Origin of the sequence: Candidatus Avelusimicrobium aviculae, from assembly GCF_949292495.1 — a bacterium.
Classification (GTDB): Bacteria; Elusimicrobiota; Elusimicrobia; order Elusimicrobiales; family Elusimicrobiaceae; genus Avelusimicrobium; species Avelusimicrobium aviculae.
This window is the reverse complement of record NZ_CASEZB010000006.1, coordinates 1-22,270: the sequence shown is the minus strand read 5'-3', so window position 1 is coordinate 22,270 and position 22,270 is coordinate 1. Positions and strand designations below refer to the sequence as shown.

General features: G+C 49.7%; 23 protein-coding genes and 1 tRNA gene. 21 read left to right on the top strand and 3 right to left on the bottom strand.

Annotation, left to right across the window (positions count from 1 at the left end; translation table 11 throughout):
- The first annotated feature begins 70 nt into the window (after nucleotides 1-70).
- The 15 genes from ACQY33_RS01350 (at nucleotide 71) to ACQY33_RS01280 (ending at nucleotide 14,405) form a co-directional block, all read left to right on the top strand.
- On the top strand, nucleotides 71-766 hold the full coding sequence (locus ACQY33_RS01350) for an RsmE family RNA methyltransferase (protein WP_428073359.1): 696 nt from the start codon (nucleotides 71-73) through the stop codon (nucleotides 764-766).
- A complete protein-coding gene (locus ACQY33_RS01345; RefSeq protein WP_428073358.1) occupies nucleotides 763-2,001 on the top strand; it encodes a MiaB/RimO family radical SAM methylthiotransferase in 1,239 nt (412 codons plus the stop codon). The genes ACQY33_RS01350 and ACQY33_RS01345 overlap by 4 nt, the downstream gene beginning before the upstream one ends.
- Before the next feature lie 168 nt (nucleotides 2,002-2,169).
- Complete coding sequence (gene glmU, locus ACQY33_RS01340; protein ID WP_428073357.1) at nucleotides 2,170-3,570, top strand: bifunctional UDP-N-acetylglucosamine diphosphorylase/glucosamine-1-phosphate N-acetyltransferase GlmU; 1,401 nt, start codon at nucleotides 2,170-2,172, stop codon at nucleotides 3,568-3,570.
- Complete coding sequence (locus tag ACQY33_RS01335) at nucleotides 3,563-4,507, top strand: ribose-phosphate diphosphokinase (RefSeq protein ID WP_428073356.1); 945 nt, start codon at nucleotides 3,563-3,565, stop codon at nucleotides 4,505-4,507. Before glmU ends, ACQY33_RS01335 begins: the two co-directional genes overlap by 8 nt.
- A gap of 32 nt (nucleotides 4,508-4,539) precedes the next feature.
- Nucleotides 4,540-5,214, top strand: a complete 675-nt coding sequence (locus tag ACQY33_RS01330; RefSeq protein WP_428073355.1) for a 50S ribosomal protein L25 — start codon at nucleotides 4,540-4,542, stop codon at nucleotides 5,212-5,214.
- Nucleotide 5,215: 1 nt separating this feature from the next.
- On the top strand, nucleotides 5,216-5,785 hold the full coding sequence (gene pth, locus ACQY33_RS01325; RefSeq protein WP_428073354.1) for an aminoacyl-tRNA hydrolase: 570 nt from the start codon (nucleotides 5,216-5,218) through the stop codon (nucleotides 5,783-5,785).
- 132 nt (nucleotides 5,786-5,917) lie between these two features.
- Nucleotides 5,918-6,961, top strand: a complete 1,044-nt coding sequence (gene pheS, locus ACQY33_RS01320; RefSeq protein ID WP_428073353.1) for a phenylalanine--tRNA ligase subunit alpha — start codon at nucleotides 5,918-5,920, stop codon at nucleotides 6,959-6,961.
- 12 nt (nucleotides 6,962-6,973) lie between these two features.
- Entirely contained in the window at nucleotides 6,974-9,352 is a 2,379-nt protein-coding gene (gene pheT / locus ACQY33_RS01315; protein ID WP_428073352.1) for a phenylalanine--tRNA ligase subunit beta, read from the top strand.
- A gap of 3 nt (nucleotides 9,353-9,355) precedes the next feature.
- The gene (locus ACQY33_RS01310) at nucleotides 9,356-9,616 is read left to right on the top strand and encodes a hypothetical protein (protein ID WP_428073351.1); all 261 of its coding nucleotides are present in this window, start codon (nucleotides 9,356-9,358) and stop codon (nucleotides 9,614-9,616) included.
- Nucleotides 9,617-9,716: 100 nt separating this feature from the next.
- Nucleotides 9,717-10,001 carry a cell division protein ZapA gene (zapA, locus tag ACQY33_RS01305; protein WP_428073350.1) on the top strand — a complete coding sequence of 95 codons (285 nt, stop codon included), beginning with the start codon at nucleotides 9,717-9,719 and terminating at the stop codon, nucleotides 9,999-10,001.
- Between the two features lie 8 nt (nucleotides 10,002-10,009).
- Entirely contained in the window at nucleotides 10,010-11,260 is a 1,251-nt protein-coding gene (locus ACQY33_RS01300) for a replication-associated recombination protein A (protein WP_428073349.1), read from the top strand.
- Nucleotides 11,261-12,466, top strand: coding sequence for an exodeoxyribonuclease VII large subunit (xseA, locus tag ACQY33_RS01295; protein ID WP_428073348.1), 1,206 nt, complete (start codon nucleotides 11,261-11,263; stop codon nucleotides 12,464-12,466).
- 7 nt (nucleotides 12,467-12,473) lie between these two features.
- Nucleotides 12,474-12,719: an exodeoxyribonuclease VII small subunit gene (xseB, locus tag ACQY33_RS01290; RefSeq protein ID WP_428073347.1), complete on the top strand. Its 246-nt coding sequence runs from the start codon at nucleotides 12,474-12,476 to the stop codon at nucleotides 12,717-12,719.
- The gene (locus ACQY33_RS01285) at nucleotides 12,709-13,470 is read left to right on the top strand and encodes a TlyA family RNA methyltransferase (protein ID WP_428073346.1); all 762 of its coding nucleotides are present in this window, start codon (nucleotides 12,709-12,711) and stop codon (nucleotides 13,468-13,470) included. Before xseB ends, ACQY33_RS01285 begins: the two co-directional genes overlap by 11 nt.
- Before the next feature lie 137 nt (nucleotides 13,471-13,607).
- The gene (locus ACQY33_RS01280) at nucleotides 13,608-14,405 is read left to right on the top strand and encodes a hypothetical protein (RefSeq protein WP_428073345.1); all 798 of its coding nucleotides are present in this window, start codon (nucleotides 13,608-13,610) and stop codon (nucleotides 14,403-14,405) included.
- Nucleotides 14,406-14,468: 63 nt separating this feature from the next.
- On the opposite strand, the gene ACQY33_RS01275 is transcribed toward ACQY33_RS01280, so the two are convergent.
- Complete coding sequence (locus ACQY33_RS01275) at nucleotides 14,469-14,855, bottom strand: acyl-CoA thioesterase (RefSeq protein WP_428073344.1); 387 nt, start codon at nucleotides 14,853-14,855, stop codon at nucleotides 14,469-14,471.
- A 2-nt stretch (nucleotides 14,856-14,857) separates the two neighbouring features.
- Complete coding sequence (locus ACQY33_RS01270) at nucleotides 14,858-15,274, bottom strand: secondary thiamine-phosphate synthase enzyme YjbQ (protein WP_428073343.1); 417 nt, start codon at nucleotides 15,272-15,274, stop codon at nucleotides 14,858-14,860.
- Nucleotides 15,275-15,335: 61 nt separating this feature from the next.
- Here ACQY33_RS01270 and ACQY33_RS01265 point away from each other — a divergent pair, with 61 nt between their 5' ends.
- The 4 genes from ACQY33_RS01265 (at nucleotide 15,336) to ACQY33_RS01250 (ending at nucleotide 19,496) form a co-directional block, all read left to right on the top strand.
- Nucleotides 15,336-16,187 (top strand): hypothetical protein, encoded by an 852-nt coding sequence (locus ACQY33_RS01265; protein WP_428073342.1) that lies wholly within the window; start codon nucleotides 15,336-15,338, stop codon nucleotides 16,185-16,187.
- Nucleotides 16,188-16,227: 40 nt separating this feature from the next.
- A tRNA-Gly gene (locus ACQY33_RS01260) sits at nucleotides 16,228-16,301 on the top strand.
- 136 nt (nucleotides 16,302-16,437) lie between these two features.
- Nucleotides 16,438-17,127 (top strand): hypothetical protein, encoded by a 690-nt coding sequence (locus tag ACQY33_RS01255; RefSeq protein WP_428073341.1) that lies wholly within the window; start codon nucleotides 16,438-16,440, stop codon nucleotides 17,125-17,127.
- A gap of 92 nt (nucleotides 17,128-17,219) precedes the next feature.
- Entirely contained in the window at nucleotides 17,220-19,496 is a 2,277-nt protein-coding gene (locus tag ACQY33_RS01250) for a bifunctional diguanylate cyclase/phosphodiesterase (protein ID WP_428073340.1), read from the top strand.
- A 13-nt stretch (nucleotides 19,497-19,509) separates the two neighbouring features.
- On the opposite strand, the gene ACQY33_RS01245 is transcribed toward ACQY33_RS01250, so the two are convergent.
- Entirely contained in the window at nucleotides 19,510-20,628 is a 1,119-nt protein-coding gene (locus ACQY33_RS01245) for a deoxyguanosinetriphosphate triphosphohydrolase family protein (RefSeq protein WP_428073339.1), read from the bottom strand.
- Nucleotides 20,629-20,692: 64 nt separating this feature from the next.
- Here ACQY33_RS01245 and coaD point away from each other — a divergent pair, with 64 nt between their 5' ends.
- Both coaD and ACQY33_RS01235 read left to right on the top strand, forming a co-directional pair.
- On the top strand, nucleotides 20,693-21,211 hold the full coding sequence (coaD, locus tag ACQY33_RS01240) for a pantetheine-phosphate adenylyltransferase (protein WP_428073338.1): 519 nt from the start codon (nucleotides 20,693-20,695) through the stop codon (nucleotides 21,209-21,211).
- Between the two features lie 345 nt (nucleotides 21,212-21,556).
- A partial coding sequence (locus ACQY33_RS01235) for a hypothetical protein (protein WP_428073337.1) occupies nucleotides 21,557-22,270 on the top strand: 714 nt, incomplete at its 3' end.

Below are 22,270 nucleotides of genomic sequence, written 5' to 3'. Positions count from 1 at the left end.
GGGGAAAACACCCCGGGTTTTTGTTTGGGTATGGCTGGTACAGGGGCGTAAAGTTTATTAAAATAAAATTATGAGCCAATATTTTGCCGATATCAAAGAAACCGAATTTTTTATTACGGAGGAAGAAGCCCATCACGTGGCGGCTGTCGCGCGCCATAAAGAAGGGGACGAAATCACCGTATTTAACGGCAAAGGGCTTCAATTTACGGGGCGGATAGACCGGATACAAAAAAAATTTATAAGAGGGTCTTTAATTAAAAAAGTGCCGCTTCGGCTGCCCCCGGTGGAGCTGGAACTCTATTTTGCGCCTAACTCCCGCACCGGGTTGGAGGAAGTGCTGGATAAATGCACCCAGCTGGGAGTGGCGGCCTTTTGCCCCATTACCACCGCCCGCAGCGAGTACGATGTGATGCGCAAATGGGAAGACAAATACCCCCGCTGGCGTCAAATTATGCTTAGCGCCTGCAAACAGTGCGACACCCCCCGTCTGCCGGAAATCCAGGAGCCGGTTTCTTTCTTAACCGCGGTGCAGGACAAAATCCCTTCTTTAATTACCTATGAGGCGGAAGAATCCCATACTGTGGCTTGGGGGTTGGACAGCCTTTTACGCCCCAAACGGTTGCGCGTATATGTGGGCCCCGCCGGCGGCTGGACGGATGAAGAAATTGTGATTGCCGCCCAATACGGCGTGCTTCCCGTTACGCTGGGGGTTAATATTTTGCGGGCGGAAACCGCCTGTATTGCCTCAGCGGCTAAAATCTTATGAAATTTTTTATAAAAACGTTTGGCTGCCGCGTGAACCAAGTGGAAAGCCAGGCTCTGCTTGAAAATTGCCGCCGTCACGGCTGGCAGCAAACCCCTCTTTTTGAAGAGGCGGACATTTGCCTTTTAAATACCTGTACCGTTACCCACCAGGCGGATAAAGACGTGGAAAAACAAATCCGCCAAATTTTGCGCCGCAATCCCGCCGCCCGGCTGGTGCTTACGGGCTGCTACGCGGCGGCTCATCAGGAACATATCCGCCAAACTTTTCCCCAAGTGCAAATTGTGGGCAAGTATGATTTGGGCAAAGCCCTGTTCGGCACCGAAGATTTATGTTGGACGGTTTCCGGCCATGAAGGCCACAGCCGCGCTTTTATAAAGATACAAGACGGGTGCGACTGTTTTTGCTCTTATTGCATTGTGCCTTTTGCGCGTCCGGACAAACGCTCCAAACCCGCGGCGGACGTGTTGCGGGAAATAGCTGCCCTGGAGCAAAAAGGCTTTGCGGAAATTGTGCTTACCGGTATTAATATAGGAAATTATCTTTGCCCTCAAACAGGGGCGGATTTAGCCGCTTTGTGCCGCCAAATAGCCCAAATGCCGGGGCGGTTCCGGGTACGTTTTTCCTCTATAGAATTACAAACGGTAACCGATGGCGTTATAGATTGCATGTCTTCCCGGCCGGACCGGTTTTGCAATTATTTCCACCTGCCGCTGCAAGCGGGGTGCGATAAAGTGCTTAAAGATATGAACCGCCATTATGATACGCTTGCCTACCGGGCTAAGGTGGCGCTTCTCTGCTCCCGCGTGCCGGGTATAGCCATATTTGCGGACGTGATAGCCGGATTTCCTACGGAAACCGAAGCGGATTTTGAGGAGACTTTCTCTTTTATTAAAAACCTGCGTTTGGCGGGGCTTCATGTATTTAGTTATTCGCCCCGTCCTAAGACCAAAGCGGCCCTGCTGCCGCAGCTGCCGCATGAAGAAATCAAACGCCGCGCGGACAAACTGCGTGAACTGGATAAACAGCTCCGCGCGGCCGAAGCCGCCTCTTTAATAGGAACCCGGCAGGAAGTGTTTATAGAAACATGGCATGAGGGCTGGGTAAAAGGCGTTACCTCTAACTTTCAGCAGGTGTTGCTGCGCGGCGCGCCGCAAGGGGCCAAAGGGTTGGTGACGGCGGAAATAGAGCAAGCCCAAGAGGGCGTTTGCCTCGGGCGATATATCTGCCGGCTGTAACAGCGGGCTGAACGGGTATTGTATTTTAATGCTACAATATAGGTAATGCTTCGCCTAGGCAGGAAATACCAAACCCTTGCAGTTGGCGGCGTTTTTTGTTTTTGGTATAATATTAATATAATTTGTTAGTTAACAAGTTAGATTCTTTTTAGGCAAGAGTTAAACAAAATGGTAGCCAAAAAAAATCTGTGTGTGCTCATCTTGGCGGCCGGCAAAGGCACCCGGATGAAATCCCCTCTCCCCAAACCATTGCATCCGGTTTGCGGGCTTCCCATTATAGCGCATATTTTGCAAGCGGCCCAGGCGTTGAACCCGGCCGCTATCGGCCTTGTTGTCGGTCATGAGGCCCAAAAAATGGAAGAAGCGGTGAAAGAAGGGCTTCCCCAGTGGGGCGTAACGGCTCCGTTGGTGTTTGTGGAGCAGACAGATTTATCCGGTTCCGGTTCTGCCGTAAAAGCCGCCTTGCCTTTGCTGAAACGTTTTGAAGACGTCATGGTGCTTAACGGGGACACGCCCTTAGTGGAAGCGCAAACGTTGGAACAAATGTACAGCGCTTTCCAAGACAATGAGGCGGGTGCCATGTTGCTGGCCGTCAGCGTGCCGGAGCCTTCCGGTTACGGGCGTGTGGTGCGCGCGGGGGACGGCACTTTTGAAAAAATTGTAGAACACAGCGACGCGGATGAAAAAACCTTGTTAATTCATGAAATTAACAGCGGCATGTATATTTTTAAATTTGCCCATTTAGACAAAGCCTTGCAAGCGCTTACCCCGCAAGGCCCTAAGCACGAATATTACCTGACGGACACTTTATCTTATATTAAATCGCAAAAACACCCTGTGTTAGTTTACGGCAGCGAAGATTATGAGCAAGCCCTTGGCGTAAACAGCAAGTTTCAGCTTTCCCAAGCGGAGCTGATTATGCGCGGGCGCGTGGCGCGCCGGCTGATGGATGAGGGCGTCACTATTCCCAACCCGCAGGCCGTATTTATTGACGCGCAGGCCCAAATCGGGGCGGACAGTTTCATTTGCCCCGGCTGCTACATTTGCGGCAAAACGGTGATTGGCAAAAACTGCATGCTGGAAGGCAATGTGTTTATTAAAGATTCCACCATAGGGGATAATGTCATCCTTAAAATGGGGACGTATATAGAGGATTCCTCCGTAGAGGAAGAATGCCAGCTGGGGCCCTACGCGCATTTGCGCCCGCAGAGCGTACTTAAAAAAGGCGCCAAAGTAGGTAATTTTTCCGAAATTAAAAAATCCGTTATTGGGGAAGGCTCCAAAGTGAACCATTTAAGCTATATCGGGGACACGGAAATGGGCGCCTGCGTAAACGTGGGGGCGGGGACCATCACCTGCAATTATGACGGGAAAAACAAACATAAAACCGTAATAGGGGACCATGTGTTTATAGGGTCCAACGTCAATTTTGTGGCACCGGTAACGGTGGAAAATTATGCAAAAATCGGCGCGGGGTCAACCATTACCAAGTTGGTGCCGCAGGAGTCTTTGGCAATAGCCCGTTCGCGCCAGGTAGTTTTGGAGAAAAAAGGTATCAAACATGACTAAAAGCGTAAACGGCGATTTGAGAATTTTTACCGGCAACGCCAACCCGGCGTTGGCCCGCAAAATTTGCGAACACCTGAATATGGATTTGGGTAAATTGCGCGTAGAAAAATTTGCCGACGGCGAAATTGACGTACAAATTTTGGAAAGCGTCCGCGCGCATGACTGCTATATCATCCAGCCTACTTGCCCGCCCGTCAATGAGAACTTGATGGAACTGTTAATTATGATAGACGCTTTTAAACGCGCCAGCGCGGGTAAAATTACGGCGGTTATCCCTTATTTTGGCTACGCCCGGGCGGACCGCAAAGCTTCCCCGCGCGTGCCGATTACCGCCAAGCTGGCCAGCAATTTGATTACCGAAGCCGGCGCGGACCGCATCATGACGGTGGACCTGCACGCGGGGCAAATCCAGGGTTTTTTTGATATCCCGGTGGACCACCTGCGCGCGCGCAAAGTGTTTTTGGACTATTTTGACCACTTAAACCATTCCGATATCGTAGTGGTTTCCCCCGATGTGGGCGGCGTGGAACGCGCCCGCAAATTTGCCGCCCGGTTGGACGCGGGGCTGGTTATTATTGATAAACGCCGCCCGAAAGCCAACGAAGCGGTGGTGTATAACGTCATTGGGGACGTAAAAGACAAAATAGCCATTATTTTTGATGATATCGTGGACACGGCCGGCACCCTCACCACCGTGGCCCAAAAAATCAAAGAACGGGGCGCGCGGGAAATTTACGCCGCGTGCACCCACGGGTTATTGTCCAGAAACGCTTTGGACAAAATTAACAAATCCGATATTCAAAAGCTGATTATTTCGGACTCTTTGCCCATACGGGACTTAGGGCCGAAGGTGGATGTTTTGTCCGTTTCGTATTTATTGGCGGATGCCATTAAGCGCAACCATGACGGACGCTCTATCAGCGATATGTTTAACTAATTTCACTTAGTGGAAATACAGGAGAAATAAAAATGGAAGAATTGAATGTAACCGCCTCTTTAAGAGAAGGCATCGGCGTAAAAGGTGCTTTATCTAAAATCCGGGCGGAAAAGAATGTACCCGGCGTCATTTATGGCAGCCATAAAGAACCTATTAGCATTACCGTAAGCTTGAAAGATGTGGAAAAAATCATTAAAGCCGGTAAAAACACCATTGTAGAAGTTGCCTTGCCTAACGGCAAAGAACAAGTATTGGTAAAAGAAATTCAATACCACGTGGTGAAAGACACCCCTATTCATATTGATTTCCAGCGCGTATCCTTGACCGACAAGATGAACGTTGTTGTGCCGGTTAAATTGATTGGCGAAGCCGCCGACGTGAAAAGCTACGGCGCTTTGGTGGAACACATTTTGCGCGAAATAGAAGTCAAAGCCTTGGTAAGCGCCATTCCGCATGAAATTGAAGTGGATATGACCCCCATGACTATCAACAAAGGGATTGTCGCGGGCGATATTAAACTGCCCAAAGGCGTAGAATTGGTAACCGATCCGCAAGCCCCTGTGGCTCACTTAATGATTCCGAAAGAGGAAGAAGCCCCTGCCGCCGCCCCGGCTGCTGATGCCGCCGCTGAGCCGGAAAGCTCTTCCACCAAGGGCAAAAAAGACGAGGACGGCAACCTGACCAAAAACGCCGAAGCGAAGAAATAACATGGCGGAACTCTTCCTGGTTGCCGGGCTGGGCAACCCCGGGGCAGAGTACCAGCAAACCAGGCATAATGCCGGGTTTATGGTGCTGGATGAATTAATCCGCCGCCACGGGGCGGACTGCAAAGCCTGGCAAAACCTGGGAGAATATGCCAAAGTATGTTTGCAAGGCAAAGACGTTTTGTTTGCCAAACCGCTTACTTATATGAATGAATCGGGCCGGATGGTGTCTAGTCTGGCCCGGTTTTTTAAAGTTCCGGCCCAAAACATGCTGGTGTGTTTTGATGATTTATCGCTTGATTTGGGGCATATCCGCATGCGCGCGTCCGGTTCGGCCGGCGGGCAAAAGGGAATGAAAAACATCATTGAGCTAATGGGTACCCAAAATATCGCCCGCCTGCGGGTAGGTATTGGGCCCAAGCCTGCGGCTTTTGATACGGCGGCTTTTGTGCTGTCGCGCTTTTCCCGGGCGGATATGGACGTACTCTCACCGGCGCTTTGCAAAGCGGCGGACGCGGTGGAAAGCTGGCTTGCCAATGGGCTGGAAAAAACGATGAGCCGCTTTAACGGTTAACCCCAAGCCTCACGGGAAAAAAGGCAAACGGGCGCATGCCCGTTTTTTTATCTAAAATTAACATGATGGCGCAAAAAAAGTTTAAAAAAGCTTAAATTTCCTATATAACGTGTAAAATACTATAATATATTTATGACTATTACAGAATTCAAAACCGCTTGCTCTGCCATAGAGCAGGAATATAAAACCAAAATTGCCGCGGCGGCGGATTTGCCCGCCGTGGAAGAGCTGCGCGTTGCCGCCCTGGGGCGCAAAGGCGCGCTGACGGAACTTTTAAAAGGCTTAAAAGATTTTTCTATTGAAGACAAAAAAACCGCCGGCCCGCTGGGCAATGCCCTCAAGGCGTCTTTAACGGCCGCGCTGGATGAAAAAACCGCTTTTTTTGCCGCCAAGCAAATTAATGATGAATTAAATAAAACCAATTTAGACTTAACCCTCCCCGCCTTTCCCGTTGCCAAAGGGCACCGGCACCCGCTTTCCGTGGCGATGGACCGCATGACCACCATTCTTTCCCGCTTGGGGTTTGAATGGGCGGAAGGCCCTTGGGTGGAAGATGAAAAGCATAACTTTGATATGCTTAATATTCCCAAACACCACCCGGCGCGGGACGCGCAGGATACGTTTTTTGCCGATACGGGAATGCTTTCCATGGTGCTTCGCACGCATACTTCCAACGTGCAAAGCCGGTATATGGAAAAACACCAACCCCCTATACGCATTATGGCGCCGGGGCGCGTGTTTCGCAATGACAGTTTAGACGCTACCCACAGCCCCGTTTTTCACCAAATAGAAGGCTTGTATGTGGATAAACACGTCAGCATGGCGAATTTAAAGCAAGATTTAACCGCTTTTATGCAGGGGCTTTTTGGCAATAAAGCGCAAATACGTTTCCGCCCGTCTTTCTTCCCGTTTACGGAACCCAGCGCGGAGGTGGACGTAAAATGCGTATTCTGCCAAGGCAAAGGCTGCCCGGTTTGCAAAGGCAGCGGCTGGATTGAAATGCTGGGTTCCGGCGTGGTGCACCCCAATGTGCTTAAAAACTGCGGCATTGACCCCGAAGTATACAGCGGTTACGCGTTTGGCGTAGGGGTGGAACGCCTGGCCATGATGATGATGAATATTAATGACATCCGCACGTTTTATGAAAACGACGTGCGCGTGCTTTCCCAATTTTAAGGACTTTGCAAAATGAAAATACTGTATTCTTGGTTAAAAGATTTTATTGATTTGGATTTAACGCCTGAGGAAATGGTGCAGAACTTTGTTCACTTGGGCATAGAAGTAGCCTCAGTAGAAACCACCGGGGCCGATTTTGAAGGCGTTTACGTGGCCCAAATTACCCATATAGAGGACCATCCTAATTCAGACCACCTCCACTTGGTGGATTTGGATTTAGGCGGCGGCAAAACCCAGCGTGTGGTATGCGGCGCGCCCAATGTGGCGGTGGGGCAGAAGGTGCCGCTGGCCCATGTAGGCGCGCGCCTGGGGCAGACGGTGTTGAAAGCGGCGGTTATCCGCGGGGTTGCTTCGGAAGGGATGATTTGTTCTTCCGATGAGCTGGGCCTTACCCGCACCCGCGCCCACGGTATTTTGGTGTTGGATGAAAATATTCCGCTGGGGACGGACGTTTCCACCCTGTACGGCAAAAAAGACACGGTGTTTGATTTGGAAATCACTTCCAACCGGCCGGATTTGCTTTCCCATTTAGGGGTAGCGCGGGAACTGGGCGTTTTATTAAACAAACCCGTCAAGCTTCCCCAAATACCGGAAGTAAAAACCCAAGGGGCCTCTTTGCATATTGACATTCAAGCCCCGCAGGGCTGCCCGCGCTATATCGGCCGCGTGATACGCGGGGTAAAAAACACGGCTTCGCCTGAGTTTATACAAGAGCGCCTCAGCGCCATGGGGCTCAACCCCAAAAACGCTTTGGTGGATATCACCAATTACGTGATGTTTGAGCTGGGCCACCCGCTGCACGCGTTTGACCGCACGGAAGTGGAGGGCGATAATGTGGTGGTGCGCTTTGCCAAGCCCGGTGAGAAATTTACCATTTTGGACGGGCGGGAATTGGAACTGGCGGAAGACTCTTTAGTCATTGCCGATGACAAAAAAGCCACGGCTTTAGCCGGGGTGATGGGCGGCCTCAATTCCGGTATTAAAGAAGACACGCAAGACGTATTTGTGGAAGCCGCTTATTTTGACGCGCCCACCATTAACAAAACGGTTAAACGCTTTGGCGTCTCTTCGGATTCTTCCCAGCGTTTTGAACGCGGCACGGATATAGAAGGCGCCATGCTGGCCATGCGCCGCGCCACCCAGCTGATTTGCGATATTTGCGGCGGCACCCCCAGCGAACTGGCCGACGCTTATCCCACGGTATACCAAAACCCGGTGGTGGAATTTACCCCGGCCCAAATTAACGGTATTTTAGGCACCCGGTTGGATGAGGAAACGCTAAAAGGCATTTTCTCCCGCTTGGCGCTTGAATTTAACGCCGGGGCGGACAAGTGGACTTTCCGCGCCCCCACCTACCGGCGCGATTTAACCACCCGCTGGGACCTGGCCGAAGAAGCCGCCCGCTTTGCCGGGTATGACAATATCCCGCTGGCCCCCAGCAAAGCCACCGTGGTATTTGCCGATAACCCCAAAGGCATTGATTTAACCAAAAAGATGAGTGCGGAGCTTATCGGCATGGGCTTCTATGAATGCAAAAACATTGATTTTTTGGGTGAGAAAGAATTAAAAGCTTTTGGTTTTGAGCCCAAACATTGCATACACATTAAAAACGCCATGGCCCTGGGGTGGGATTATTTACGCCCCACGCTGCTGCCTTCTTTGTTAAAGAATATTGAATTTAACCAAAAGCACGGCCAGCATGATTTGGCGTTTTTTGAAGCCACCAAAACATTTGCCTTGTTTAAAAATTACCCCGGTGAAAATTATACCGTAGCCGGCGTGCTTACGGGCCATTTGCAAACCCGGCCTTTCTTTGCGGGCGGGCTGGCTAAGCCGGATTTTTACTTTGTAAAAGGCGTGGTGCAAAACTTGTTGGGTACGGCGGTAAAGCTGGTCCCCAGCGCCCAGGCGCCGGTGTATATGCACCCCAAAATCTCTATGGATATTTTGGACGGCGGCAAAAAAATAGGCGTGCTGGGCAAATTCCACCCGCTTACGCTAAAGACTTTTGGCGTAAAAGGGCAGGACGTGTGGGGGTTTGAATTCTCCTGCAAAGCGCTGGAAAAAGCTTTCTGCGCGCAGGATTTTAAACCCATGACGGCGCCGGCCGTATTCCCGCCGTCTTTGCGGGATTTATCCGTCGTGCTGGATGAAAACGTCCCCTACGCCAAGGTGGAAAGCGTATTGGGCCAAACCGGGCTGGACGTGAAAATGAGCTATGAACTGATTGACTTGTACCAAGGGGAACACCTCCCTGCCGGCAAAAAGAGCATGACGTTTAGCCTGGCGTTTTCCCACCCGCAGCGCACGCTGAAAGACGCGGAAACGGACGCCGCTTTTAATAAAATAGTGGCGGAATTGGGCGCCAAACTGGGCGCCAGCTTAAGGTAATTTATGCAGGAAAAACTCAAACAGCTGGAACTGCTGGTTTCACAGGTAATGGCGCGGCGCAAAGAGGCCGAAGCCCAAAACGCCGCCCTGCGCCAGCGCATACGCCAGCTGGAAGAAGCCTCCGCCAAGTTGCGTGAAACGGAAAGCGAGCTAAAAACCTTGCGGGAGTGGAAGCGCAACACCCAAACGGTGCTGAAACGTTTAGCCGCCCGCTTGGATAAGGAAATCCAAAAAGCCCAAGAGAAGCGCAACGAAATTGTGTGACGTTTTTCTTCCCGGGTAGGTTTTAAAGGGGGGCGCGGCTCCCCTTTTTTAGCCTGTTTTGCGGGCTTGCTTGGCGGCGTTAAAAAGGTACAATACAAATATGGCAAAAGATATTATACAAGTGGAAATACGCAAAATCCCGCTGGATGTGGAAATACAAGGTTTGGGCGGGGTGGAAATTACCAACCTGGCGGCAGAAGTGGACAAAAAAATGGCCGAAATCCGTGAAAACGGGGAAATTGACACCCTCAAACAGGCTTTGCTGGCGGCTCTTTATTTTGCCGCCCAAGCCTATGTGCAGGGGGAAAACGAAGGCGGCCGGCGCAAGGAAGAAGAAACCCGGGTGGACGGCTTAATCGCTAAATTAAAATCTTCTCTGCAGTAAGGAAAATTATGGCGGATGATGAAAATTTAATACCTCTGGCCGCGCGCCAGGCACCCAAAACGTTAGAGGATTTTGCCGGTCAGCCGCATTTGTTGGGCAAAGGCAAAATGCTGCGGCGTTTGCTGGAAACGGACACCATTAAATCCGCCGTGTTTTTCGGCCCGCCCGGCTGCGGCAAAACGGCTACGGCGCGCTATATCGCCTCGCGTACGCACGCGGTAACGGTGGAACTTAACGCCGCGGCCGCCGGCGTGGCGGATTTAAAAAAAGTATTGACCGAAGCCAAAGAACGCATGCGCAACCCGGGTTTTGAAGAACGCCGCACCTTAGTGATTTTGGACGAAATTCACCACTTTAACAAAACCCAGCAGGACGTGCTGCTCCCTTCCGTGGAACGCGGGGACATTATCTTAATTGGCATTACTACGGAAAACCCTTATTTTTACATCAACACGGCGCTTCTTTCCCGCTTTAGCGTGTTTGAGTTTAAGCCGCTGGGGCCGGGCGATTTGCGGCAAATTCTCTTCCGCGCCGCCAAAAAAGAAGGCGCCGCCCTTACCGATGACGCAACCGATTATTTCATTACCCAATCCAACGGGGACGGGCGCAAAATGCTTAACGCGTTTGAGATAGCCGTACTGACCACCGAGCCGGACGCGCGGGGCATTAAACAAATTGATTTGGATATCGCCAAAGAGTGCATTCAAAAACGCCACTTAAATTATGATAAAAAAGGCGATGAGCATTACGATATTATTTCCGCTTTTATAAAATCCATGCGCGGGTCCGATCCGGACGCGGCCGTCTACTGGCTGGCGCGCATGTTGGAAAGCGGGGAAGACCCGCGCTTTATCGCCCGGCGCATTTTAATTTGCGCCAGTGAAGACGTGGGCCTGGCCGAGCCCGCCGCCATTATGATTGCCGAGGCCGCCTTTAAAGCCGCCGAAGTGCTGGGCATGCCGGAAGTACGCATTCCGCTGGCGCACGCGGCTATTTATATTGCCTGCTGCCCCAAAAGTAATTCCGCCTACAATGCCATTAATTCCGCCCTGGCCGAAGTGCGCGAAGGCCGCTACCGCCCGGTGCCGGACCATTTGCGCTCCGGCGGAAAAAACCGCGGGTATAAATACGCGCATGATTTTCCCAACCATTATGTGAAACAGCAGTACATGCCCAGCCCGCTGCAGTTTTACCACCCCGGGGAACTGGGCAAAGAATCCGCCTTGGCCCAACGCCTTAAAAAAATGAAAGAGGAATAAATGGAACCCGAAAGACCTTTTTGCGGGCAGGTATTTTCCGTGTCGGAACTAAACGGCGTTATCAAACAAATGCTGGAGGGCGTATTTGCCGGCATTTTTGTGGAGGGGGAAGTTTCTAACCTGCGCGAGGCCGCCAGCGGGCATATTTATTTTGATTTAAAAGACAAAAACGGCGTGCTGGCCGCCGTGCTGTTTAAGGGATACGGCTGGCGTTTTGCCCAAATGCTGGAAGACGGTTTAAACGTGCGGGTAATGGGGGACGTAAGCTGTTACGCCAAACAGGGGCGGTATCAGATTGTGGTGAAATCGGTGGAGCCTCTTTCCCAGGGCAAATTGTTTTTGGAATTTGAAAAACTCAAAAAGAAACTCCAACTGGAAGGGCTGTTTGACGAGGCCCGCAAGAAACCCATTCCCGCCTATCCCAAACGCATAGGAGTGGTTACCTCTCCCACCGGTGCGGCGGTGCGGGATATTTTATCCGTTCTCCGCCGCCGCAACCCCAACCTGGATGTGATTATTGCGCCCGTTTTGGTGCAGGGGGACGAGGCCGCCCCGCAAATCGTGCAGGCCATTAAAGATTTAAACCAGTTAAAACCCGCCATAGACGTTATGCTGGTGGGCCGCGGCGGCGGCAGTATGGAAGATTTATGGGCGTTTAATGAGGAGCCCGTCGCCCGAGCCATTGCCGCCAGCCGGGTACCGGTGATTTCCTGCGTAGGGCACGAGGTGGACTTTACCATCGCCGATTTCGTGGCCGATTTGCGCGCCCCCACTCCGTCCGCGGCGGCGGAGCTGGTGGTGCAAAACGCGCAAAACACGCGGGAAAAAGTATCCCAGCTGGCCAAACGTTTGGCCCAAGCTGTGTCTGTTTTGTATGAGCGCGCCGCCCGCCGGTTGGAAGCCGCCGTGAATAACCGGGTGTTTTTGGATCCGTCCGTCTTAACGCGGGAAAAAGAACAGCGCGTGGACGAGCTAACCCTTTCCCTGCAAGAACACATGCAGCAGGCCGTGCAAAACTATTTTAACCGCTTGGAGGCCGCCCGCCATAAATTAAGCGCGCTAAACCCACAGGCGGTGCTGAAACGGGGGTACAGCATTACGCGCAACGCGCGGGGGCAAATTATCAGCCGCATGTTACAAACCGCGGAAAAGGAAACCCTTTTTATTCAAGTGCAGGACGGCACTATCCGCGCCGAAGTAAAGTGAGGACCGCATGACTACTAAAAAAACGTTTGAAGCACAGCTTGTTCGTTTGGAAGAAATTGTTTCCGCCCTAGAAGCGGAACAGACGGATTTGGACGCTTCCGTAAAATTATTTGAAGAGGGTATGGCGCTTTCCCAAGCGCTTAGCGCCAAGCTGGAAGACGTAAAATTTAAAGTAAACGCGTTAAAGCGCCAGGGAGAAAGCCTCTCCTTAACCCCGTTTGACGCGCAGGAAGCAGACGACGATGCCGAGTAAAAAACTCCGTTTGGATATGGCCTTGGTGGAACAGGGCTTTTTCCCCAGCCGCACCCGCGCGCAAGCCAGCATTATGGCCGGTGAAATTTTGGTAAACGGGCAGGTGGACACCCGCGCGGACCGCTCCGTCTTGTCTGAGGACGTACTTAGCGTGAAAGAAAAAAGCTGTCCGTATGTTTCCCGCGGGGGGCTTAAACTGGCGGGCGCGCTGAAAGAGTGGAACCTAAGCGTAAAAGACAAAGTATGCGTGGATATAGGCGTGGCCACGGGCGGATTTTCGGACTGCATGCTGCAGGCCGGAGCCAAAGAAGTGTACGGGGTGGATGTAGGCAAAGGGCAGCTGGCCAGCGAGATGCTTCGCTATAAAAATTTCCACTTTAAACCGGAAACCAACGCCCGGTATATGACGCCGGACTTGTTTGCCAATGCCCCGCAGTTTGCGGCGGTGGACGTGTCTTTTATTTCTTTAAAAATGATTATGGAGCCTTTGTTTAACGCCATGGCGCGGGAAGGGGATATTATTTTTTTAATTAAGCCACAGTTTGAGCTTTCCCCCAAGCAGGTTCCTCATGGTATTGTAAAGACGGAAGAAAACCGCCGCGCGGCCATCGCCAGCGTGCAAGGTTTTTTTGAAGAACATTTAAAAGAACGCTTTGGCGCCCGCTCCATGGCCCTTATGGAAAGCCCTATCAAAGGAACGCACGGCAACACGGAATACCTGTGGCATGTTCATTTTAACAAGCCAAGCTGATAAAAACCTTTATTTTTTATAGATAAATCCAATTTTTTGCTTTCCTTGCAAACAGGGGCTTGGTTTTTTTGCCAAGATTTGTTATAAAGGAAATGAGGGGGAGCCGCTTGTACGGGGCCCCATAAATGGAAGGATTTATGACACATACCAAGGCAATTTTTTTGTTCTTGTCGTTTTTGTTTTTCTCTTTTTCTGCGTGGGCGCAGGCTCCGCGGCCTAAAACCTTGGCGGGTTTGCGTCATGAAATTATGTCTTTGCATCAAGGCCCGGCGGCGGAAGCAACAGTCCGCCGTGTTTTATCTTACCGGGAAAATGACCAAACTTTATTATTGGCGGCCAGCCAAGACCGGGACGTGGAGTTAATTGCCAAATTGGCCCAAGTGTTGCCGGATACGCGCATTTTTCAAGCTAAAGACGGGCGCAAACGCAACGCCTTTCACTTGGCCGGGGATTACAACACGGCCTTGGAACTGATGAAGACCTACGCCATTTTGCGCGGGCGTGAGACGGATGATTTGACGGATGTTTTTGACCGCCGCGCTTTTAAAACCGCTTTAATTAATGCCGGGGATTTGCGCTCCGAAACGCCCATTATGTATCAAGTACGCGCCCGGCGGTATGACGTGGCTTTTTTGTATTTCACCAAAAACGCGGATTTGAACCGTAAAACCGTAGCCGGGGACACGGTTTTGCATATATTGGTGCGTCAGTGCTCCGGCAATGCGCCCAAAGCGCTGGAATTATTGGAAAGCTTTCTTAAGGGAAACCCGTACAGCGTTTTTCTTAAAGACGGGAAAGGACGCACCCCGCTGGATTTGGCGGCGCAGTTAAAAGCCCGCATCGCGTTTGAAAAAATAAACGACGTCCAACAAACGGAAACGGAAAGCCGCTCCCGCAACATACGCATTGCGTTACGTAACTTTTTTACTAATTAGCCAGTTGAAATGCTTAATAAAAAACCCCGGCTTAACAGCCGGGGTTTTTAAATGGTTTTTGCGTTATGCCGCGGGAGCCATGGCCGCTTTTACATCGGCCCCCATGGGGGTGGGCATACCGGTTTTGTCTACACATACCAAAGTGGTTTTACCTTTGGTGCATAAACGCCCGTTTTGGTTGGTGATGATGTTTTCAAACACGATTTTGATGTCAGACACTTCCAACACGCGGGTGCTTACGTCAATTACGTCCGCATAGCGTACGGAATATTTATACTCCACTTCCTGCCGGGCCACCACAAAGTACAAACCGCGTTGGATAAGGGCGGGTACGCTGAAGCCCTTTTCCGCCATATATAATGTACGGGCTTCCTCAAAAAACTTCAAATAATTGGCGTAGTAAACTACGTTTCCGCAGTCCGTATCGTGGTAAAAAATGGTTTTTTTCATGATTATTCTCCGATAATTTTTACAAGAACGCGTTTGTCGCGCTGTCCGTCAAATTCTGCATAAAAAATGGTTTCCCAGGGGCCAAAATCCAACCGCCCTTTGGTAACGGCTACCACTACCTCGCGCCCAAGCAAAGTGCGCTTTAGGTGGGCATCGCCGTTGTCTTCCCCGGTCAAATTATGCTGGTATTTATCTATTCCGTACGGGGCTAATTCTTCCGTCCAACGCAAAAAATCCTGGTGCAGGCCGGACTCATTGTCATTAATAAACACGCTGGAAGTGATATGCATAGAATTTACCAGGCAAAACCCTTCCTGAATACCGCTTTTGGCTAATTCTTCTTCCACTTGCGGGGTAATATTAACAATTTGGTATCTCTTTGGCGTGTTTATATGCAAATATGCGGTATGTGATTTCATATATATTATTATACCTATTATGCGGGCTGAATTTATTGCTTAGATTTGTTACAATGAGAATATGAATTTAGAGGAAATAAAAAAGCGTTTGCGTACCCCGCAAAAAGTAGTCAAAGAACAAGCCCGCCAGGCGGAGCTTGCGGAAAACCGCCGCAAAGAGGCTGCGCGGCCTAAGACTTGGTTGGATTTTTTGCCCTTAATAGCGATGGGTATTACGCTTGGGGTGTTATTTTTGTCTCTCATTTTTGTGATGGCATCTAAAAACAAAGCGGAGAATATTCCCGCCTCTTTAGACCCGGAAAACGTACAGGGTTTATCCGTACAAAAGGACTTTAACCCATCCTCCGGGGTCCGTTACGTGCAAGTGAGCGAGGGGCAGGACCGCAGCGCCACCGTTATCGGCCTGGGAACCACTATCCCCATCATCAGCCGTTTTAATTTGCAAACGCTAAACCAGGGGAATTTGGAGACCATCGGCGCGGCGCCCTGGGCGCTGACGCTGAATATTGGTTCCAATGTGGATGACCCGGACATTCTCCCTTATCTGCTTAACCGTGATGATATGATTAAAGCTTTTATCACCCGTCCGGACGCCGCCAACTTGTTAAATGATCCCATAGAACTTAAATTGTTTGTGGAAGACCAAGCTGCCATGGATGAATTCTTCCAAGACGGGACGGTGCGCCGGGTTTTGTCTGACGAAAAATTGTTAAATACAATAGCCAACAGCCGTTTTATGGCGTTTTTATTGATTAGCAAATCCGGCAAATACTACCGGGATCATCCCCAGGAAGCCGCCCAGATTATTAATTCCAACCATTATTTGGTGGAAATGAAGAAGAATCCGTTGGTGCGCAAGGCCGTACAGCAGAACACTTATCTTAAAAAAATAGCTCCTATACTTTTAAAATAAAATTTGTTATAATAGTATTGTTGCAAGAAGAACAGATTTTGCGGGCGTGGTTCAATGGTAGAACGCGACCTTGCCAAGGTTGAGACGAGAGTTCGATTCTCTTCGCCCGCTCCATTTAAAAACCCTCAGAGATACCTGAGGGTTTTTTTATGGGTCCCATTTTTATATAGGCCCAAAAGGGCGATGAAATAGGTCCAAGGGCCCTGGTTGTTCTCTATCGGGAAATTATACTGTAAAGTAAGGGGCCGTTATGAAAAAGATTCTAGGTTTTTTATTTATTCTGTTTTGCGCGTCCGGTTTACAAGCCAAACCGGAAAATTCTTTGCATAAAATGTGGCGTGTACAGCCGGTTGCCCAACAACAGCTGGTAAATAACTTGCGCTTTTCCCCCACGATTGATTTTAATAAAGAAGACGCCTATGGCAATACGCTGGTGTTTGCGGCGGCTCTGAAAGGAGACGTGCGCGGCTTGGCGTGGCTGCAGCAAGTTGCCCCCAACGGGGAGTATTTGCTTCACACCGGAAAAGACGGCAACAACGTGTTGCATGTGGCGCGGGATATGAAAACTTTTAAAGCGCTGTTGCGGTCTTTGCGCCATTTCTATCCGCAAGATTTTGAAGCCCGTTTCCAGCAGCTGCTGGAGCAAAAGAACGATTTGCGGGAAACTCCGCTGCGCGCCCAGTTAAATTACGGAAAAGCGGATATCTTTGTAAAATATTTCCCCAAGACCCGCTTGTTTGCCCGCATGCAGCGTATACAGGCCAAACTGTCCAGAGGGGGCTTGCTGGCGGAAGTGGCCCAAGATGAAAAACAGGATATTTTAGAAAAGACAAAAGACTTAAGCGGATTAACCCTTCCGCAGGCGGTGCGCCGTGTTTCCCGCCAACCTGGAATGAAAGAAGTATCCCGCCTGTTTGACGAAAACTTCTCTTTATTATAACTTGTACTTTTTCATAGCCTCTCTCCCCGGATAACCCAATTATCCGGGGTTTTGTTTTTATCACGGGCGAACTTTTTTGCTAGACTATAATCATGGAAAACAAAGAATTGGGCCGTATACGTAAAAATAGTTATAATTTGCGCGGTTTTAAACGGGCGTTTGTTTTTATTTTAGTGGCCGCCGTATTGGTGGCTACGGGGTCCGTTTTGGCTTGGCAGCAAGTTACTAGTCGTTTGTCCCAAGATGCCAGGGAGTCTATCGCTTCGGCCGGGCGGGAGCTGGCTGAAAATTTTAATTATTTATTGGAAGCGGAATTTCAAATACTTTCTTCCATTTCCGTTTCTTTAGAAACCCCTGCCGTGTTAAATTATAAGGACCGGCTGGTATCCTATTTGGAAAGGCAAAACAATCGTAATTTGTTTGATTCCACCGGTTATCAGGCGCCGGACGGGACCGCTTGGTTTTCTAACGGAGAACAGATAAAGTGGTTTTTGTCTCCCCAAGAGGTAAAAACCGTTTACGAACAGAAAAGATATATGTCGGCTCTCCGTACAGATCCGTTTGACAATGATGATATTTTGGTTTTTGCCGTTCCGTTAAAAGAGGGGAAAGAAACAGGCGTTGTTTTTGCCACGCATTCCGCTTCTTTTTACCGCCAGACGCTGACGGCTAATTTATGGCAAGGGAACGGTATCGGGATTATTATGGATAAATCGGGCGATATTGTTTTATCCGCCCCCAAGTCTTCTTTTGGCAATATTTTTGATATGGCGGAGGATTTTGTTTTTGACCGCGGGTTTTCTTCCGCTAAAATACAAGAAGATATTTCTGCCGGCGGGGACGGGCTGAGCGGGTATTCTTTTAATGGGGAACACCGGTTTGCTTCATATTATCCGTTAAAATTCAACCAATGGTATGCTTTTGCCGTGTTGCCTACGGCCTTTGTGGCGCAAAAAGCGTTGGGACTGATGGTAATGGCGTGGCTGATTTGTTTTTCCGTCATAGCGGTATTGGTTGTTTTTATTGTGTTTATTTTGCGTATGCAGCACCAAAACGGACGGGCTTTGTATCAAATGGGTTTTGTGGATGCGCTCACTCAAGCGGACAATTTAAACGCTTTTCACTTTAAATACGCGGCGGCTGTGGAAAGTTTTAAACAGAAAGGGGTTCCTTTTGCTTTGGTAGTGGTAAACATCAACCGTTTTAAAGCCGTTAACGATATTTACGGTTTTGAAGAAGGGGATAAAATTTTAAAACAAGTGGCCCATGCTTTACAGGAAGGCTTACAGGAAGGAGAGTTGTTTTGCCGTTCTTCCGCGGATGAGTTTTTATTATTGCTTGCCTGCCCCGGCCGTACGGATCTGGCTCTTCGGTTAGACAATGTCGCCCAGCGCGCCGGGCGTTTTTGCCAGGCGGATGGGAAATGTATGCCCCTTTCCCTTGCTTGCGGGGTGTATGTGGTGGATGAAGACGTTCCTTTTTATATCATGGTGGACCGTGCCAAACTGGCCCTGTCTTCCGCCCGCCAGCGGGCCGGCGCCGTGTATGCTTTTTATGACGAGGAGTTCCGCCGCCGAATCGTGGCGGAGAAAAACATAGAAAGCCATATGGAAGACGCTCTGCAAAACGAAGAATTTAAAATCTATTTGCAGCCTAAATGCAATTTTGAAACGGGCCAAGTGGAAAGCGCCGAGGCGCTGGTGCGTTGGGAACAACCCGGAAAGGGGCTTATAGCGCCGGATCATTTTATTCCCGTTTTTGAAAAAAACGGCTTTATTTTAAAGTTGGACTGGTTTATGTTTAAGAGCACCCTTTCTTTGCTTAAACAATGGCAAGAGGTTGGGCTGGAAGTGGTGCCTGTGGGGATTAATTTTTCCCGTTTGCATTTAGATGAACCTAATTTTGTGGAAGAACTTTCCCGCTTGGCGGACGAATACGGCGTGGAACACCGCTTGTTGGAGGCGGAATTAACCGAAAGCGTGGTTTTTGGCAATACGGTTGTAATGAAGCGTTTTGTAGATGATTTGCACGCGAAAGGATTTTCCGTAGCTATGGATGATTTTGGCTCCGGGTACTCTTCTTTGAACGTATTAAAGAATTTGGATTTTGACTGTATTAAACTGGATAAAGAATTTTTAATGTGTGAGGAGAGCAACAGCCGCATGCGGGCTATTATATCGGGCTTGGTCAGCATGATAAAAGGGTTAAACAGCCGTATTGTGGCGGAAGGCGTGGAAACGCCGGAACAAGCGCAGTTTTTACAGTCTATCGGGTGTGATTTGGCTCAAGGTTATCTGTTCCATAAGCCGCTTCTTCCGCAGGATTTTGCCAAACTGCTCCGCCCGGTTAAAAAGAACAAGCGCAAATAAAATCCGCGGCGTGTTACCCTAAGAATTTAATGGAGTTGGGCAAAATAACGTCTTCCATTACGCTAAGCGCGTAGGAATCCGTCATCCCGGCGATATAATCCACAATAATTTCATCCCGCTGGCTTAGCTGCGTGTATACACGTTGCATGGAGCGTATATAATTGGCGAAGGTATGCGCGGTTTGTTTTCCTTCTTTATCATAGGAGGGGAAATCAAAACCGTAGCGGTCAAATAAAGTGCGCAGATAGTCAAATAAATCGGCTATGCGGCGGTCTATGGTTTCTTTGCGTTGGCGCATTTGGGCGTTGTGGTAAATATGCTCATAATTAAATGTGCGCAGACAGGACAGCAGTTCAAATTTCTCCGGGGAAAAGCCTATATAATCTTTATCTGCCGAGTGATGTATCAAATCCAGCGAAAGCGTGCTGATAATTTCCCCGTTATTCGTGCCCAGTTCCCGCTGTACGGCTTGGGGGATATCTTTTTTTGTAATTAATTTTGCTTTGATGGCGTCTTCAATATCCCGGCCCAAGTAGGCGATTTTGTCCGCCAGGCGCACGATGCAGCCCTCGTAGGTGGAGGGCATTTGGTTTCGTCCGGTAATTTTTTCCAAATCATTGGGTTTTGCGGCCGGGCGTAACTGGGTTGTGGCGAAATCTTCCCCGCAGTGGCAGATAATTCCGTCTTTTACGGCAAAAGTTAAATTGAGCCCTTCCCCGCAGTTGGCCAGGTGTTCCACTACGCGGTAACTGTTAATTTCATGCAAAAAGGTTTTGGGGGCTATACAGGCGGCAATGGCCCGTTCCCCTTCATGCCCAAAAGGCGCGTGTCCAATGTCATGCCCAAGGCCGATGGCGTAAGCCAAGTCTTGGTTTAAGTCCCAATTGCCGCTTTTATTTAACCCCCGGCAAATGCTGGCCGCAATAGTAGCCACATGCAGGACGTGTTCTATACGGGTGCAGATATGGTCATTGTCCGGCGCAAAGAATACTTGCGTTTTATGTTTTAATCTTCTAAACGGAAGAGAATGAATAATTTTTGTTTGGTCCCGGAAATATTCGTCCCGCACGTCCGGTGTGTGCGGATGGCTGCGGCTTAAATACAATTCTTCAGCAAAGGGGTTTTTATTCATAAAATTATGATACCATAATATAAAGCCCCGCGAGAGGCCTTATGTTTGGAGCGTATTTAGTAATATGAAACCTGTGGTATATGCCGGCTCGTTTGATCCTATCACCAACGGACATGTGGACATTATCCGCCGCGCGGCGCGCGTGTTTGGAACGGTGCGGGTGGTTGTTTTGTCCAGCCCGCATAAAAAACCGTTGTTTTCTGTGCAGGAAAGACTGGATTTAATCCGTAAAAACACAGCGGATATCCCAGGCGTAAGCGTTGCCGGTTACGGCGGGCTGTTGGTGGATTATTTGGCGCAAGAAGGCTTGTCTGTGGTAGTGCGCGGTGTGCGCGGTGTGGCGGACGCGGAAGAAGAAGCCTCCTACGCTTACGCCAACCGGTTGTTGGCTCCTTTTGTAGAATTTGTATGGCTTCCGGCAGATCCTAAGTTCTGTTTTGTCAGCTCGTCTGCCGTGCGTGAAAGTTTTTCTTACGGCAGGGAAATTCCGGGTTATGTGTCCGAAGAAACCGCCCGCGCTTTGCGTGTCAAATTCCCTGCAAAAAATCTTCCTTCCTGCTCAAAAGACCCAGAAAAAAATTAGGTCTTTTGGCCCCTTGTGTATCTCTTTTTAAGTTTACTACAATATAGTTGGAGCAATTAAAAGGAGATAGTGTATGTACTGCAAGAAACAAGGGTTTCGGTTGCGTACATGCCTGCCGGGCGGGAGCCTTTCCTGCAAGGCGGGGCGTGTTCTGCTTTTCCCTTTTTCCCGGGAAAGCATATTTTCAGAACAAACCCGCTGCAGACGCCGGTCTCCTCTTAATTTAGCTGAAGAATCTCTTTTTTCATATATCCCACATAGGGCCAAAAATCTTATAAATATAGGACTTTTGGCCCTGTTTTTTTGCCCTCTCGTTTGTCAGAATATCCGTAGGAGAATATTTTTATGATGAAATTTCTGTCTTTGCTTTTGAGCGCCACATTAATATTCACCTCCTTAGTGCCCTCTTACGCGGAGGCAGCCTCTTCCATTTCTCAACAAAAAGCCCGTATTTCCGCCCAGGTATCTGATGGTATAGAGCATGCGGTAGAGCGCGCGCGTGTACGCAACGGCAAATTTGCGGTAGCGGACAAGGTGGCGGAGGTAAAAGGGGTAGTGAAGTTATTGCGTGAAGGCTTTGATTCTGAAAGCGGGCAAGAGGGTCTGACGTATGAAGCGTTTAAATTGGCGTATGAAAAGGAGATGAAAGAGGTTTTAGCGCGTGGGTTGATGGAAGCGAAGACGGAAGAGGAGAAGGAGTGGGTAAAAAGTTTTTGGGGTGGTTTAGTGAGTGAAGAGGGGACGCGTGCTGCGTATAAGGAATATACAGCTTTAGAGGAAGAGGGTTTAGAAAGGAGCGAGGACGAAGGGAAAGCGTATTTAAAGCAATTAGGGCGGGAGATTATAGCGGTATATAAAGGGAACCGGAAGGCGGGCCTTGAGCTGATAACGGAGGGCTTGCCTGTATTTATGGCGGCAGGGGCGATAGACGGGGACGTACGTCAGAAAGGAGCTGCCGCGTTAAGGGAGAGCATTAAATCCGGTCAGAAGAGTTGTGGCGGGGTAGGTTTAATAAGCGGGGTAAAGGCACGTTTTGGGTATGACGGAGACGTTAAGGAG